Origin of the sequence: Pseudonocardia sp. (assembly GCF_035305885.1) — a bacterium.
Taxonomy (GTDB): domain Bacteria; phylum Actinomycetota; class Actinomycetes; order Mycobacteriales; family Pseudonocardiaceae; genus Pseudonocardia.
In genome coordinates this window covers 94,649-109,449 of sequence record NZ_DATGOP010000009.1, presented here as the reverse complement: position 1 = coordinate 109,449, position 14,801 = coordinate 94,649, and the positions used below count along the sequence as shown (strand labels likewise).

Below are 14,801 nucleotides of genomic sequence, written 5' to 3'. Positions count from 1 at the left end.
CGCTTTTGAAGTAGACCTGGTAGGTGCCTGCGATCCCGGTGATCCTCGCCGTGGAGTTCCCCCGCACGTAGACGCTCGCGAGCGGCGCCTTCGGGTCGGACGCGACGGCGGCGACCACCGCGTCGGAGTCGCCCCCGTTGTTGATCTCCAGGGTGCCGCGGCCGTGCGGTCCGTTGCGGTCGAGCACCGCCCCGTTCTCGCCGCGCCGGTTCTGCTCCGCCGGCGGCTCGAGCCCCGGCGGGACGAGGTCGACGGCGAGCGAGAGCCCGGCCCGGGCCATGTTGTCGTTCGTCAGCGTCGCCCCCGCGCTCTCCAGCTCCGCGCGGACGTCCGCCTTGGCCTGCGCGGTCTGCTCCTCGGGGGTCGGCACGATCCCGCACTCGTCGGGCGTCGTGCCGTCCGGCGGGGCGAGGGCGGCGAGCTTCTCGGCCGCGCCCAGGAAGCCGAGCACGGCGCCGTGCTGGACGCCGGCCTCCTCGGGCGGCCTCCCGGCGTCGCGGAACGCCTCCATCTGCGCGCGCATCGCCGCGACCAGCTCGGAACGGGCCGCGGTGACCTCGTCCACGGACGTCGCCGCCGCGAGCCGGTCGATCGGCGGCTGGACGGCCTGCTCCAGCCCGGTCAGCAGCCCCTGGTACTCCTCGGTGGTGAGGGTCGAGGCGCACCCGGTGACGCCCAGCAGCACCGCGAACCCGGCCGCGGCGAACCGCGCCCCCGTCCGCGCGCGAACCCGACCTGGCAACGGCTCCGTCCGATGCACGAGACCCCCCCGACTCGGTGCGCTGATGATCAACGGCGTGTGATTCCACCACGCCCACCGGGGCCCGTCCACCGCAAGCGGGAACCGGTCTCCGGGCCCTCGTGTTCGATGGTCGCGTGGAACGCGTTGCGCGAGTGGATCCGCCCGTCACCGTGGTTCACGCGTTCGCGGACGGGGGGCGGGGCGGGAATCCCGCCCCGATCGTCCTCGACGCCGCCGGGCTCGACGACGCCGCGATGCAGCGGATCGCCCGCGAGCACGGTCTCGAGAGCGGGTTCGTCCTCCCGGCGCCGCCCGGCTCCGGATGCGACCTGCAGCTGCGGTTCTGGGTCCCCGCGCACGAGATGTCGATGTGCGGCCACGCGACCCTCGCGGCGGTGTGGCTGCTCGACCGGCTCGCCGGCGAGCGGCTCACGGCGATGCGGGTCCTGACCAGGAGCGGGGTGGTCGAGGCTCGGCTGCACGGGACGGGCGACGGCAGGCGTGTCGAGATCGCGCAGCCGCCCGGGACGGTCGAGCCGGTGCCGCGGGGCGCCGTCGAGCCGATCCTCGACGTGCTCGGGCTCGACCCGGACGCGCTCGCGGACCGGCCGGTGCGCAACGCGTCGACGAGCCGCGTGAAGACGCTGGTCCCGGTGGCCGACGGGGCCGTGCTCGACGGCCTGGCGCCGGACTTCGCCCGCGTCGAGGCGGTGTGCGACCGCGCCGGGTCGACGGGGCTGTACCCCTACGCCGTGACCGACCCGGCGGCACAGGTCGTGGACGCGCGCCAGTTCCCGCGGTCGTCCGGGTACCCGGAGGACGCCGCCACCGGCATCGCCGCCGCCGCGCTCGCGTTCGGGCTGCTGCACGACGGCCTGGTCGACCCCGCGCGACCGGTCACGGTGCGGCAGGGGCGGGCGATGGGCCGCCCCTCGCGCATCGAGCTGCGGTTCCGGTCGGAGGACGGGGGCGTCTGGATGGGCGGCGAGGTGCGCCTCACTCGCCGCTGAACCGCGGCGCGAGCGGCCCGAGCGGCGGGACCCACTCCCGGATGTCGGCCTTCGCGACGACGCCCGCCTTCGTGTACGGGTCGGCGTCGACGAACCCCTGCACCGTCGCCTTGTCCTCGGCGCGGAACACGAGCAGGCCGCCGGGGGCCTCGGACGGCGCCCACGCCCCCGCGACGAGCAGTGCGCCGTCGTCGGCGAGGCCGCGCAGGTACTCGCGGTGCGTGGGCCGCGTGGCCTCCCGCAGGGCGGTGTCGTCGGTGTAGGTGTAGATCACTGCGAAGGTCGAGGCCATGCCCCAGATACTTCCACCGGGCCGATCGCGACCACCAGAATGGGGCCCATGACGATCTACGCGGTCACCTACCGGTACTCCGACGACGTGGACACGCGTGACCGCGTCCGTCCCGAACACCGCAGGTACCTGGGCGGGCTCGCCGACGAGGGGAAGCTGCTGCTGTCCGGCCCCTACGCGCCCGGCGAGCAGGCGGGCGCGCTGCTGCTGTTCCGCGCCGACGACAAGGACACCGTGGCCTCCTACGTCGCCGACGACCCGTTCACCGCCGCCGGGGTGATCACCTCCAGCGAGATCGTCGAGTGGGAGCCCGTGCTCGGGCCGCTGCGGTCCGCGATCCCGTGAGGCCGTACCGGTTCGCCGGGCGCACCGCCGTCGTCACCGGCGCGGGCAGCGGGATCGGCGAGCAGCTGGCCCGCGCGCTCGCCGAGCGGGGCAGCCACCTCGTCCTGCTCGAACGCGACCCCGACCGCCTCGACCGGGTGTCCGGCGAGATCCGCGCCGCCCACCCGGGCATCGCGGTCGACCCCATCACGGTGGACCTGGCCGACCGCGCCGCGACCACCGACGCCGCGCAGCGCATCGTCCGCGACCACCCGCGCACCGACCTGTTGATCAACAACGCCGGGGTGGCGCTCGCCGGGCGGTTCTCGGAGGTCACGCTCGAGGAGTTCGACTGGGTGCTGGAGGTGAACTTCCACGCCCCCGTCGTCCTCACCCACCACCTGCTGCCGACCATGCAGCCGGGCGCCCACCTCGTGAACGTCTCGAGCCTCTACGGCCTGATCGCCCCGCCCGCTCAGTCGGCGTACGCCGCGTCGAAGTTCGCCCTGCGCGGCTTCAGCCAGTCGCTGCACGTGGAGCTGGCCGAGCGGGGAATCGGGGTCACCACGGTGCACCCGGGAGGGGTGAACACGCGGATCGCGGTGGACGCGCGCGTGGGGTCCGGGGTGGACCGCGCGGAGTTCGAGGCGGGCCTTGCGTCGTTCTCCCGGCTGCTCAGCTACCCGCCGGAGAAGGCGGCCGCCGACATCCTGCGTGCCGTCGAGCGCCGCAAGGCGCGGCTGCTCATCGCCGCGAACGCGAAGATCCCGGACGTGCTCGCCCGGCTGCTGCCCGTCGGGCACATGGCCGTGCTCTCCCGGCTGGTTCGCCCGTGACCCGGCTCGTCGCGGCGAGCGGGACCCGGGTGCGGGTCCGCGAGACGGGCCCGGCCGACGGCGACCCGGTCGTCCTGCTGCACGGTATCGGCCGCAGCCTCGAGGACTGGGCGCCCCAGCACGACGCGCTGCCCGCCGCGTACCGCGTGATCAGCATGGACCTGCTCGGGTTCGGGTTGTCGGACCCGCCACCACGACGGCCGGTCACGCTCGCCCGGCTCGCGACGGGCGTCGGCGACGTGCTCGACGCGCTCGGCGTGCGGCGGCCCGTGCACGTGTTCGGCAACTCGCTCGGCGGGGCCGTCGCGCTCGCGATGCAGGCTGCGCACCCGCAGCGGGTGCGCAGCGTCGTCCTCGCCGCGCCCGCGGGGTTCGGCCGGCAGGTCGTGCTCGACCTGCGGCTGCTCGCGATCCCCGGCCTGGGCGGCCACCTGCTGCGGCACACGGGCCCGCGGACCGCGCGCCGCACCGAGCGCGCGCTGTTTGACGACCCGTCGTTCGTCACCGAGGAACGGGTCCGGCACGCCCTGCGCGTCGCGGCCCAGCCCGCCCGTACCGAGGTCTTCCTCGACGTCCTCCGCGAGCTGGGCACCGTGCGCGGCATCCGGCCGGGCTGGCGCTCCGCCCTGCTCGCCGACGTGGCGCGCGACCCGCGCCCGACCCTGGTCGTCTGGGGCGACCGGGACCGCATCCTCCCGGTGCGCCACCTGTCGGCGGCCCGCGCGGCGCTGCCGCACGCGCGGTCGCACGTCTTCGCCGACACCGGGCACCTGCCGCAGGTCGAGCGCGCCGACGGGTTCGCCGCGCTCGCCGTCCGTTTCCTGGGGTCGGTCTAGCTCGCCGCGGCGGCCTTCCCCGCCGCCCTGCGGGCGCGGCGGCGCTCGACGAACGCCCGCTGCTTGGCCGCGGCGCCGCAGGCACTCATCGAGCACCACACCCCGGAGGCGTTGCGGGACGCGTCGTAGAACGCCGCGCGGCAGCGCGGCTCGCGGCAGACCTTCAGCCGCTGCCACGTCCGGTCCCGCGCGGCGGGGACGACGGCGGCGAGGGCCGACGCCAGCAGCCGGCGGGCCGGCGACCCGTCCCGGGGGAGCAGCTCGGGCGAATCGCCCGCGAGCGAGACCCGCAGACCGAGCGCGGGCGCCGCTTCGTCGAGGCGCTGCAGCGCCTCCGCGTCGGCCGGCTGCACGGCGTCGTTGTGCCGCGCGAGCGCGGCACGCAGTCCCTCGCGCACGGTGCGGGCGAGCGCGAGGTCGTCGGCCGTGACCGCGTCGTCGGCGACCGCGACCCCGTGTGCCCGGCACCAGCGGGCGAGGTCGGCCGGGGACGCCAGGTGCTCGTCACCGCCGCCCGACAGCCGCCCGGACCACGTGTTGACCAGGTCCTGGACCAGGTCGAGCGGGGCGGGCGCATGGGCCTTGCTCATGCGCAGAGATGTTACCAGCGTCTTGCATTGACTGGTCACACTGTGACCGGCTAACGTCTTTCGCTGGTCACACCAACTTGGAGGAACGATGTTCCGCGGCTTCGCCACCCTGAACTTCTTCGCCGACGACGTCGCCGTCGCCCGCGACTGGTACGCCGAGCTGTTCGGCGTCGAGGCGTACTTCGCCAACCCGCCCGCCCCGGCGCCGCCCGCGTACGTCGAGTTCCGCATCGGCGACGACGGGGACGAGATCGGGATCATCGACCGCCGCTACGCACCGCCCGGGCACGCCGCGGGCCCCGGCGGTGCGGTCATGCACTGGCACGTCGACGACCTGCAGGGCGCCCTCGACCGGCTGCTCGCCCTGGGCGCCACCGCGTACCAGCCGATCACCGAACACGGCGACGGCTTCGTCACGGCGTCGGTGGTCGACCCGTTCGGCAACGTGCTCGGCGTGATGCACAACGCGCACTACCTCGAGGTCGTCGCGGGCCGGGGGACCGGGTCGTGAGCACGGAGGTGTTCGAGCCGGCCACGCGGGAGGAGTGGCGCGGGTGGCTCGAAGCGCACGCGGGCACCGCGGCGGAGGCCTGGGTGGTGATCCCGCACGCCCGCAGCGGCCGGCCGGGCATCAGCCACCGCGAGGCGGTCGAGGAGGCGCTCTGCTTCGGCTGGATCGACAGCCTCGCCCGCCGCCACGACGGCTCCTCCTTCCGGCAGCGGTTCGGCCCGCGCCGCCCGACCGCCCCGTGGAGCACGCTCAACCGCGGGCTGGCCGAGGAGCTCGCCGCGCAGGGCCGGATGACGCCCGCCGGCCAGGCCGCCGTCGACCGCGCGAAGCGGACCGGCACGTGGTCGCTGCTCGCCGGCGCCCAGGCCGGGGTCGTGCCCGACGACCTGCGGGTCGCGCTCGACGCCGAGCCGGGCGCCGCGGCGGGCTTCGCCGCGCTCTCGCCGTCGGCCCGCCGGGCGGCGCTGGAGTCCATCGCGCGGGCGGTCCGCCCGGAGACCCGGCGACGGCGGATCGCGGCCGCCGTCGCCCGGGCGCTGGGCCGCTGACCGTCGACCTCAGGCGACCGCGGCGTTCCCCCGCGCCGCCCCGATCTCCGCGGCGGCGCGCAGCACCACCTCGCCCAGCTCGGCGAAGCGCTCCGGTGGAACCCGGTCGCGCGGCCCCCAGATCGACAGCACCGCGAGCGGGCGGTGGTTGCGGTCCAGCACCGGCGCCGACACCCCGTACAGCGACGACTCCAGCTCGCCCGCGCACACGCCGTAGCCGCGCTCGCGGGTGGCGGCGAGCTCGGCGGTGAGGTGGTCCGGGTCGGTGATCGTGGTGTCGGTGAAGCGGGTCAGCGGGCCCGCGAGCACCCGGCGCACCTGGTCGGCGGGCAGGTGGGCCAGCAGCGCCTTGCCGGTGGAGGTGGCGTGCAGCGGCACCGAGCGGCCGAGCCAGCTCGCGGTGAGCACGGCCTTGGGCGTGACCTCGTCGAGGTAGGTCAGCCCGCCGACGCCCGGTACGGCGAGCGAGGCGGTCTCCCCGGTCTCGGCGCACATCCGCTCGAGCGTCGGACGGGCGGCGGAGATCAGCGCGTCCGGCCCGGCGGCGTTGCCGAGCTCCATCGTGGTGAGCCCGATGGAGTACCGGCCGGTGGACTCGTCCACCGAGACCAGCCCGCGCACCTGGAGGGTCTTGAGCAGCCGCCACGCGGTGGCGCGGTTGAGCCCGCAGGCGCGGGCCAGTGCGGGGACGGTCGCCTCTTCGGGCTGCGCGGCGGCGACCGCCAGGAGAAGATCAACGGCACGGTCGACCGACTGGATGCGGACCGAAGCCGCCGGCTCACGTGTTGCCACGACGCAACATCCTCATCACTCCGTTGACGGTCGACCCCCGGGTGGATAGGTTCACATCGCTCCAAGGGGGTTCGCATCATGCGACAGACAAGGCCGTCCCGTCGAGATGTGCTCAGAGCGGGCTTGCTCACAGGAGCAGCGCTCGCCGGATTACCCGGGTGCAGCGCGGTGCCCAGCCGGCCGGAGCCGGGCACGCCGCCGGTCCGCGGCGGCGTCTACAGCCACGGCGCCACCGGCGGTGGCCTGAAGGACACGCTCGAGCCGTACTTCCCGGTCACCAACCCGGACATCAGCCGCGTCATGCAGCTCTACGAGCCGTTGCTCCGATGGGACGCGAACTACGAGATCGAGCCGTCGGTCGCCGAGTCGGTCGAGCCGAACGCCGACAACACGCAGTGGACCGTGCGCATCCGCGACGGCGTGGAGTTCCACCACGGCAAGACCGTCACGGCCGAGGACGTCATGTTCAGCCTCGCGACGGTCACCGACCCCGACAACCCCGGCTCGGGTGGCACGGAGCTCGCCACGATCCTCGAGCTGGACAACTCCAAGATCCTCGACCCGCGCACGATCGTGCTGCAGCTCAACTCGCCGTACGCGGTGCTCGACCAGCTGCTCGCCGAGTACACCGTCGGGATCATCCCCACCGACTTCGACATCTCCCACCCGGTCGGCACCGGCCCGTTCGTCTACAAGCACTTCGTGCCCGGGCAGCTGTCGCAGTTCGTGCGCAACGAGAACTACTGGGACGGCCCGCCCTGGGTCGACGAGCTGTTCATCTACGACTTCGCCGACGACGCGGCCAAGGTCAACGCGCTGCTCGCGGGCCAGGTGCAGAGCATCGACAACCTGCCCAGCTACCTGGCGGGCACCATCGAGCAGCAGGGTGCGACGCCACTGGTCTCCGAGACCGGGGCGTGGGTGCCGTTCACGATGCGCGTCGACGTCGCCCCGTTCTCCGACGTGCGGGTGCGCCAGGCGATGCGGCTCATCGTCGACCGGCAGCAGATGATCGACCAGGCGCTCAACGGGTTCGGCGTGCTCGGCAACGACCTGTACGCGCCGTTCGACCCGGCGTACGCGAGCCACCTGCCGCAGCGCATGCAGGACATCGACCAGGCCAAGTCGCTGCTGCGCCAGGCCGGCTACGAAGACCTCGAGGTCGAGCTGGTCACCTCCACCGCGGTCGGGGCGGGCGGGGTCGAGTCGGCCAACCTGTTCGTCGAGCAGGCCCGGCAGGCGGGCGTCACGGTCCGGCTGAACAAGGCCGACCCCAACGTCTTCTACGGCGACCAGTACCTGTCCTGGACCTTCGCCCAGGACTTCTGGAACACCCGCAACTACATCCCCCAGGTGGCGACCTCGTCGGTGAAGGGCGCCACCTACAACGAGACGCACTTCGAGGACCCGGTCTTCACCGAGCTGGTCGAGCAGGCCAAGCGCGAGCCGGACCCGGAGCGCCGCAGGCGGCTCCTGCACGAGGCGCAGGAGATCGAGTACCACACCGGCGGTTACATCATCTGGGGCTTCAAGCGCCAGCTCGACGCCTACTCCAACCTGGTGCAGGGGCTCGAACCGCACCGGTACCTGCCGTGCTCCAACTTCCGGTTCTCCCGGGTGTCCTTCGTGAGGCAGCCATGACCGCGACGCAGGACAAGGTGGTCGAGACCCCCGCGCAGGCGCCGCCCGCCCGGCGCGGCTCGGCCTGGCTCTGGTGGTTCGCCCGCCGCATCGGGCTCGCCCTGCTGACGCTGTGGCTGTGCTCGATGCTCGTCTTCTTCGCCACCGCCGCGCTCGGCGACCCGGTGCGCGCGATCCTGGGCCGGGACTACGCCCAGAGCCCGGAGCGGGTGGCCGCGATCGAGGCCGCGCTGCGGCTCGACCAGCCGGTGATCGTCCGGTACTTCGAGTGGCTGGGCGGGCTGCTCACCGGGAACCTGGGCAACTCGATCGCCAACGGGCTGCCGGTGGGCGAGCTGGTCGGCGACCGGATCGTCAACTCGGCGGTGCTGGTGATCGTGTCGGCGATCGTGATGATCCCGATCGCGTTCGGCATCGCGATGATCTCGGCCAACCACCGCGGCAAGCGCGCCGACGGCGTCATCCAGGTCATCATGATCACGATCGCCGGGCTGCCCGAGTTCGTGGTCGGCATCCTGCTGGTGGCGCTGTTCTCCACCACGGTGCTGCACGTGCTGCCCGCGGTCACCATCGCCGGCGGCGGGGCGCCGCCCTGGTCCGTCCCGGCCTCGATGGTGCTGCCGGTGGCCACCCTCGTGATCGCCGTGGCGCCGTACGTGGCGCGCATCGTGCGCTCCAGCCTGCTGGAGGTGCTCGACTCCGACTACGTCGAGCTGGCGCGGCTCAAGGGCGTGCCCGAGCGGATCGTGATGCGCAAGCACGCCCTGCTCAACGCGGTCGTGCCCGGCATCCAGGTGATCGCGCTGCAGCTGGCCTGGCTCGCCGGCGGCATCGTGATCGTCGAGTACCTGTTCTCCTACCCCGGCGTGGGGGCGAGCCTCGTCGACTCCGTGCGCAACTCCGACTTCCCGATGGTCCAGGTGCTGGCCATGGTGATCGCCGCGGTGTACGTCGTGGTCAACCTGGTCGCCGACGTGCTGTCGATCCTGTTCACCCCGCGAGCGAGGACGGCGATCAGCTCATGAGCGTCATGACGACAACGCGGCGGATCGGGCGGCAGCGCCGCCTCGTCACCGGCATGGTGATCACGCTGGTGATCACGGTGCTCGCGATCGTAGGCCCGTGGCTCGCCCCCTACGGGGAGAACGAGATCGTCGGCAAGCCCTTCACCATGGAGGGCTCCTGGCTGGGCACCGACTACCTCGGCCAGGACGTGTGGAGCCGGGTGCTCGCCGGCGGTGGCTCGATCCTCGTCACGGCGGCGCTGGCCACCGCGCTCGGCATGGTGGTCGGGATCGTGATCGGCGTCGTGGCCGCCTACTCCGGCGGCTGGCTCGACGAGGCGATCATGCGGCTCAACGACGTGGCGCTCGCGTTCCCGCAGATCCTGCTCGCGCTGCTCGTGCTCACCGCCGTCGACCAGCCCGCCTGGTGGATGATCGTGCTGCTGGTCGGCGCCTCGCACGCCCCCCGCGTGGCGCGGGTGGCCCGCGGCGTCGCGCTGGGCGTCGTCTCCCGCGACTTCGTCCACGCCGCCGAGGCGCTCGGGGAGTCGCGACTGCGGGTGATGGTGGCCGAGGTGCTGCCGAACATGAACGCCCCGCTGCTGGCCGAGGCGGGCCTGCGGCTGACGTACTCGATCGGCATGGTCGCGGGCATCGGCTTCCTCGGCTTCGCCACCAACCCCGGCGCCGCCGACTGGGGCCAGATGATCAACGAGAACCGGCTGGCGCTGCTGGTGCAGCCGTGGGGCGTCCTGGCGCCGGTGATCGTGATCGGCATCTTCACCGTCGGCACGAACCTGATGGCCGACGGGATCGCGCAGCTCGCAGGACGGAGCGAGTAGATGACCACCATCACGACCGAAGCGGGCTGCGTCCTGTCCGACCTGCGGGTCGGCCTCGCCGGGCGGCGCGACGTCGACGTCGTCGACGAGATCAACCTCGAGCTGCGCCCGGGCGAGGTCGTCGGGCTGGTCGGCGAGTCCGGATCGGGCAAGACCACGGCGGGCACCGCGCTGTTGGGTTACGCCCGGCCGGGCGCGGTCATCGAGCGGGGCAAGCTGCTGTTCGAGGGCCAGGACATCCTGGCGCTGCCCTGGGAGCAGGTCCGCCCGATCCGCGGCATGAAGATCGCCTACGTCCCGCAGGACCCCGGCGCGGCGCTCAACCCGGCCATCCGCATCGGCCGCCAGATCGTCGAGCTGCTCGAGCTGCACGGCGTCGGCACCCCGCAGGAGCGCCTCGAGCGGGCCAGGGCGGGGCTGCGCGAGGTCGGCCTGCCCGACGACGACGAGTTCCTCGCCCGCTACCCGCACCAGCTCTCCGGCGGGCAGGTGCAGCGGGTGGCGCTCGCGATGGCGTTCCTGCCCCGGCCCAAGGTGCTCGTCCTCGACGAGCCCACCACCGGGCTGGACGTCACCACGCAGGGCATGGTGCTGCGCACGATGGCGCAGCTGTGCCGCAGCTACCAGGTGGCGGCGCTGTACGTCACCCACGACCTCGCCGTCGTGGCCAACATCGCCGACCGGGTCGCCGTCATGTACGCGGGGCGGATCGTCGAGCTGGGGCCGCGCGAGCAGATGTTCTCCCAGCCCGCCCACCCCTACACGCGCGCCCTGCTCGACGCCATCCCGCACCTGTCGCACGCCCGCGCGCTCACCGGCATCCCCGGCAACACCCCCGCGCCGGGGCGCCGCCCGTCCGGCTGCCGCTTCCACGACCGGTGCGCCTACGTCCAGGACCGCTGCCGGGAGACCGAGCCGGTCGACGTCGAGGTCGGCCCGGACCACACCGCCAAGTGCCACCGGGTCGGCGAGATCGGTGTGTGGGACCTCGCCCGCGGCAACGTGGCCGACACCGACCCGACGAAGCAGCGCGAGATCATCCTCACCGTCGAGGACCTGCGGGTGTTCTACGGCCGCAAGGAGGTCGTGCACGGCGTCGGCTTCGACGTGGCGAAGGCCGAGGTCGTCGCGCTCGTGGGCGAGTCGGGCAGCGGCAAGACCACGATCTCGCGCTGCATCGGCGGGCTGCTCGACAGCTGGACCGGACAGGTGGTCTTCGAGGGCCGCAGCCTGGGCAAGGGCGCCCGGGCGCGCAGCGTCGAGGACCGCAAGCGGATCCAGTACATCTTCCAGAACCCCTACCTGTCGCTGAACCCGCGCCTGACGATCGCCCAGATCGTGGCCCGCCCGATGGAGCTGTTCGGCATCGCCAAGGGCAAGGCGGCGCGCGAGCGCGTCGTGGAGCTGCTGGAGGCGGTGGCGCTGGGCCCGGCCGTGCTCGACCTGCGCACCGACCGGCTCTCCGGCGGCGAGCGGCAGCGGGTGGCGATCGCCCGAGCGCTGGCCGCCGAGCCGGACCTCCTGGTCTGCGACGAGATCACCTCGGCGCTGGACGTGTCCGTGCAGGGCTCGATCGTCGAGCTGCTGGAGGACCTCCGCAAGGAGCGGGGGATCAGCATGCTCTTCGTCACCCACAACCTCGCCCTGGTCCGCTCGATCGCGGCCAGGGTGCAGGTGCTCAACGCCGGCGAGCTGGTCGAGTCGGGCTTCGTGGTCGAGGTCCTCGACTCGCCGAAGCAGGAGTACACGAGGCGACTGCTCAGCAACTCGCCCACGGTCGGCTGAAGGGAGCCGCGGGTTGAACAGGAAGGTCATCATCACCTGCGCGCTGACCGGCGCGGGGGACACGGTCGGCAAGTCCGAGCACGTGCCGGTGACCCCCGAGCAGATCGCGCAGTCCGGCATCGAGGCCGCGCGCGCCGGGGCGGCGATCGTGCACGTCCACGTGCGCGACCCGCAGACCGGCGCCGGGTCGCGCGATGTCGCGCTGTACCGGGAGGTGGTGCAGCGGCTGCGCGACAGCGACGTCGATGTCGTGATCAACACGACCGCGGGCATGGGCGGCGACCTCTACCTGGACCCGGACGACCCCTCCGGGTTCGCCGAGGGCACCGATCTGGTCAACGGCATCGAGCGGCTCGCGCACGTCGAGGAGCTGCTGCCCGACATCTGCACGCTCGACTGCGGGAGCCTGAACTTCGGCGAGGGCAGCCTCGTCTACGTCAGCACGCCCGACATGCTGCGCGCGGGCGCCAAGCGGATCCAGGAGCTCGGCGTGCGCCCCGAGCTGGAGATCTTCGACACCGGCAACCTCTGGTTCGCCAACAAGCTCGTGGACGAGGGCCTGATCGACCCGCCCGGGATGTACCAGCTGTGCATGGGCATCCCCTACGGCGCGCCGCCCGACCCGGCCCTGCTCGCGGCGATGGTGGCGCAGATCCCGCCCGGCGTGGTGTGGGCGTCGTTCGCCCTCGGCCGGATGCAGATGCCGTGGGTGGCGCAGTCGGTGCTGCTCGGCGGGCACGTGCGGGTCGGGCTGGAGGACAACCTCTACCTCGGCCGCGGCAACAAGGTCACCAACGCCGCGCTCGTCGAGAACGCCGTCACGATCATCGAGGCGATGGGCGCCGAGGTGGCCACGCCGGACGAGGCGCGGGAGATCCTCTCCCTGCGGCCGCGCGCATGACCGAGCGCGTGCGACCGGACCGGGTGCGCACCGTCGCGTGCGTCGGCGCCGGGGTGATCGGCGGCGGCTGGGTGGCCTACTTCCTGGCCCGCGGGTTCCGGGTGCGCGCGTGGGACCCCGCGGCCGACGCCGAGGCGCGGCTGCGGGAGCTCGTCGACGCGGCCTGGCCGGCCCTGACCGAGCTCGGGCTCGCACCAGGCGCGAGCCGGGACGACCTCGCGGTGACCGGCGAGCTGGCCGAGGCCGTGGCCGACGCCGACTACGTGCAGGAGAGCGCCCCCGAGCAGCTCGACCTCAAGCGCCGCCTGCTCGCCGACATCGACGCCGCCACGCCCGAGCACGTCGTGATCGGCTCGTCCACGTCCGGCTACGGCATGAGCGAGATGGCGGTCGACGCGGTCGGCGGGCACCGGCTCGTCGTCGCCCACCCGTTCAACCCGCCGTACCTGATCCCGCTGGTCGAGGTCGTGGGCGGCAAGCGGACGGCGGCCGAGGTCGTCACGTGGACCGCCGACTTCCTGCGCCACATCGGCAAGTCGGTGATCGTGATGGACCGGGAGGTCCCCGGGTTCATCGCCAACCGGCTGCAGGAGGCGCTGTGGCGGGAGGCGCTGCACATGGTGGCCAACGGCGAGGCCACGCCCGCGCAGATCGACGCCTCGATCACCGAGGGCCCCGGCCTGCGCTGGGCCTTCCACGGCCCGATGCTCACCTTCCACCTGGCGGGCGGCCCCGGCGGGATGGCGCACATGCTCGACCACTTCGGCCCGTCGCTGCTCTCGCCGTGGACGCGGCTCGACGCGCCCGAGCTCACGCCCGAGCTGCGCGATTCCGTGGTGGCGGGCACCGAGGCCGCGGCCGCCGGGCGCTCGATCGCCGAGCTGGTGCGCGAGCGGGACCGCAGGCTCGTCGACGTGCTGCGCGTGCTCGGCAAGGTCGGCGATGGCAGCTGAGCCGGCCACGTGGACCGAGGATGTCCGGCCGGAGTGGATCGACTACAACGGCCACCTGTCCGAGGCCTACTACGTGCTCGTGTTCGGCCACGCCACCGACGCGGTGATGTTCGGCCTCGGCATCGACCCGGCCGTCACCGGCACCTCCCTCTACACGGTCGAGGCGCACGTGCGCTACCTCGACCAGGTGCCGCCCGGCGCCCGGCTCGAGGTGCGGACCTCGGTGATCGGCGTGACGGCCAAGCTCGTGTGGCTGTGGCACGAGATGCGGTCCGACGGGCGGCTGCGTGCCACCGAGGAGGTGCTCACCGTGCACGTCGACGCCGCGGCCGGTCGGTCCAGCCCGCTGCCGGACGACGTGCGGCAGCGGCTCGAGGAGATGCGGGTGCCGGTGCCCGAGCACGCGTCGCGGCGGATCGCGGTGGTCTGAGATGGACCTGCGGTTCCCCGACGAGCAGCGCGCGGTGGAGGAGCCGTCCCGCGCGTTCGTGCACCGCGAGCTCGTGCCGCCCGAGGACGAGGTGGAGCGCACCGGGCGGGTCGACCCCGACCTGGTGCGCGAGCTGCGCGGCCGGGCCCTCGAGGCCGGGCTCCACGCGGCGGACCGGCCCGAGGACGCCGGCGGCGCCGGGCTGGACACGCTGACCTGGATGCCGGTGGAGCGCGAGCCCGGGCACACCGGCTCCGCGCGGCAGACGCGCGCGGTGGCCCGGCCGTCGCGGATCCTGCTCGCCTGCCCCGGCGACCAGCGCACCGACCACCCGCTGCCGACGGTCGCGGGGGAGCGGGTCGAGTGCCTGGCGATGACCGAGCCGGAGGCGGGCTCCGACCTGCGCGGCATGCGCACCCGCGCCGTCCGCGACGGCCCGGACCGGGTGATCACCGCGACGAAGCACTTCACCGGTACGTCGCTGAGGCGCACCGCTGGGGCCCGGTGAACGCGGTGCACCCGCGCCACGAGCTGGAGGACCGGGTGCTGGGGTGGCCGCGCGGCGGCCGAGGGGCCGCCGCTGGTGTTCGCGGCGATCGAGGAGGTGTGGCGGGAGAGCGAGCGGTTGACCTTCGCCGAGGCGATGCGCCGCATCGCGGACCGGGGGTTCCGGCCGTGGCGGCGCTGTACGGGATCGCAGGAGCAGCTGGAGGGCGCCCGCGCGTTCGCGCAGAAGCGCCGACCGGTGCGGAAGGGGTACTGAG

At 73.6% G+C, this 14,801-nt stretch carries 19 protein-coding genes; 15 read left to right on the top strand and 4 right to left on the bottom strand.

What is annotated here, in order from left to right:
- On the bottom strand, nucleotides 1–742 hold a 742-nt coding region (locus VKZ81_RS01605; protein WP_324239554.1), incomplete at its 3' end, for a hypothetical protein.
- Between the two features lie 170 nt (nucleotides 743–912).
- Between VKZ81_RS01605 and VKZ81_RS01600 the strand changes: the two genes are divergently transcribed.
- Nucleotides 913–1,752 carry a PhzF family phenazine biosynthesis protein gene (locus VKZ81_RS01600; RefSeq protein ID WP_324239553.1) on the top strand — a complete coding sequence of 280 codons (840 nt, stop codon included), beginning with the start codon at nucleotides 913–915 and terminating at the stop codon, nucleotides 1,750–1,752.
- Here the strand turns inward: VKZ81_RS01600 and VKZ81_RS01595 are convergent.
- On the bottom strand, nucleotides 1,739–2,044 hold the full coding sequence (locus VKZ81_RS01595; RefSeq protein WP_324239552.1) for a YciI family protein: 306 nt from the start codon (nucleotides 2,042–2,044) through the stop codon (nucleotides 1,739–1,741). The genes VKZ81_RS01600 and VKZ81_RS01595 overlap by 14 nt on opposite strands.
- Before the next feature lie 48 nt (nucleotides 2,045–2,092).
- Here VKZ81_RS01595 and VKZ81_RS01590 point away from each other — a divergent pair, with 48 nt between their 5' ends.
- Genes VKZ81_RS01590 through VKZ81_RS01580 form a run of 3 tightly spaced genes read left to right on the top strand, consistent with a single transcriptional unit; the run spans nucleotide 2,093 to nucleotide 4,040 of the window.
- Nucleotides 2,093–2,389 (top strand): YciI family protein, encoded by a 297-nt coding sequence (locus VKZ81_RS01590; RefSeq protein WP_324239551.1) that lies wholly within the window; start codon nucleotides 2,093–2,095, stop codon nucleotides 2,387–2,389.
- Nucleotides 2,386–3,204 carry an SDR family NAD(P)-dependent oxidoreductase gene (locus VKZ81_RS01585; protein ID WP_324239550.1) on the top strand — a complete coding sequence of 273 codons (819 nt, stop codon included), beginning with the start codon at nucleotides 2,386–2,388 and terminating at the stop codon, nucleotides 3,202–3,204. The genes VKZ81_RS01590 and VKZ81_RS01585 overlap by 4 nt, the downstream gene beginning before the upstream one ends.
- A complete protein-coding gene (locus VKZ81_RS01580) occupies nucleotides 3,201–4,040 on the top strand; it encodes an alpha/beta fold hydrolase (RefSeq protein ID WP_324239549.1) in 840 nt (279 codons plus the stop codon). The genes VKZ81_RS01585 and VKZ81_RS01580 overlap by 4 nt, the downstream gene beginning before the upstream one ends.
- Here the strand turns inward: VKZ81_RS01580 and VKZ81_RS01575 are convergent.
- Entirely contained in the window at nucleotides 4,037–4,630 is a 594-nt protein-coding gene (locus tag VKZ81_RS01575; protein WP_324239548.1) for a CGNR zinc finger domain-containing protein, read from the bottom strand. The two genes, VKZ81_RS01580 and VKZ81_RS01575, sit on opposite strands and share 4 nt — an antisense overlap.
- Before the next feature lie 88 nt (nucleotides 4,631–4,718).
- Between VKZ81_RS01575 and VKZ81_RS01570 the strand changes: the two genes are divergently transcribed.
- Nucleotides 4,719–5,141, top strand: coding sequence for a VOC family protein (locus VKZ81_RS01570; protein ID WP_324239547.1), 423 nt, complete (start codon nucleotides 4,719–4,721; stop codon nucleotides 5,139–5,141).
- Nucleotides 5,138–5,689, top strand: a complete 552-nt coding sequence (locus VKZ81_RS01565) for a YdeI/OmpD-associated family protein (RefSeq protein ID WP_324239546.1) — start codon at nucleotides 5,138–5,140, stop codon at nucleotides 5,687–5,689. The genes VKZ81_RS01570 and VKZ81_RS01565 overlap by 4 nt, the downstream gene beginning before the upstream one ends.
- A gap of 9 nt (nucleotides 5,690–5,698) precedes the next feature.
- On the opposite strand, the gene VKZ81_RS01560 is transcribed toward VKZ81_RS01565, so the two are convergent.
- Complete coding sequence (locus tag VKZ81_RS01560; protein ID WP_324239545.1) at nucleotides 5,699–6,481, bottom strand: IclR family transcriptional regulator; 783 nt, start codon at nucleotides 6,479–6,481, stop codon at nucleotides 5,699–5,701.
- 168 nt (nucleotides 6,482–6,649) lie between these two features.
- Here VKZ81_RS01560 and VKZ81_RS01555 point away from each other — a divergent pair, with 168 nt between their 5' ends.
- The 9 genes from VKZ81_RS01555 (at nucleotide 6,650) to VKZ81_RS01515 (ending at nucleotide 14,800) form a co-directional block, all read left to right on the top strand.
- A complete protein-coding gene (locus tag VKZ81_RS01555) occupies nucleotides 6,650–8,122 on the top strand; it encodes an ABC transporter substrate-binding protein (protein ID WP_324239544.1) in 1,473 nt (490 codons plus the stop codon).
- Nucleotides 8,119–9,147, top strand: coding sequence for an ABC transporter permease (locus tag VKZ81_RS01550; RefSeq protein ID WP_324239543.1), 1,029 nt, complete (start codon nucleotides 8,119–8,121; stop codon nucleotides 9,145–9,147). Before VKZ81_RS01555 ends, VKZ81_RS01550 begins: the two co-directional genes overlap by 4 nt.
- A gap of 5 nt (nucleotides 9,148–9,152) precedes the next feature.
- Nucleotides 9,153–9,968, top strand: coding sequence for an ABC transporter permease (locus tag VKZ81_RS01545; RefSeq protein ID WP_324239542.1), 816 nt, complete (start codon nucleotides 9,153–9,155; stop codon nucleotides 9,966–9,968).
- Nucleotides 9,969–11,753 (top strand): ABC transporter ATP-binding protein, encoded by a 1,785-nt coding sequence (locus VKZ81_RS01540; RefSeq protein ID WP_324239541.1) that lies wholly within the window; start codon nucleotides 9,969–9,971, stop codon nucleotides 11,751–11,753.
- A 13-nt stretch (nucleotides 11,754–11,766) separates the two neighbouring features.
- On the top strand, nucleotides 11,767–12,654 hold the full coding sequence (locus VKZ81_RS01535; protein ID WP_324239540.1) for a beta-keto acid cleavage family enzyme: 888 nt from the start codon (nucleotides 11,767–11,769) through the stop codon (nucleotides 12,652–12,654).
- Nucleotides 12,651–13,607 carry a 3-hydroxyacyl-CoA dehydrogenase NAD-binding domain-containing protein gene (locus tag VKZ81_RS01530; RefSeq protein ID WP_324239539.1) on the top strand — a complete coding sequence of 319 codons (957 nt, stop codon included), beginning with the start codon at nucleotides 12,651–12,653 and terminating at the stop codon, nucleotides 13,605–13,607. Before VKZ81_RS01535 ends, VKZ81_RS01530 begins: the two co-directional genes overlap by 4 nt.
- Complete coding sequence (locus VKZ81_RS01525; RefSeq protein WP_324239538.1) at nucleotides 13,597–14,037, top strand: thioesterase family protein; 441 nt, start codon at nucleotides 13,597–13,599, stop codon at nucleotides 14,035–14,037. The genes VKZ81_RS01530 and VKZ81_RS01525 overlap by 11 nt, the downstream gene beginning before the upstream one ends.
- A 1-nt stretch (nucleotide 14,038) precedes the next feature.
- Entirely contained in the window at nucleotides 14,039–14,545 is a 507-nt protein-coding gene (locus VKZ81_RS01520; protein ID WP_324239537.1) for an acyl-CoA dehydrogenase family protein, read from the top strand.
- A 75-nt stretch (nucleotides 14,546–14,620) separates the two neighbouring features.
- Complete coding sequence (locus VKZ81_RS01515) at nucleotides 14,621–14,800, top strand: Clp protease/crotonase-like domain-containing protein (RefSeq protein WP_324239536.1); 180 nt, start codon at nucleotides 14,621–14,623, stop codon at nucleotides 14,798–14,800.
- Nucleotide 14,801: the final 1 nt, after the last annotated feature.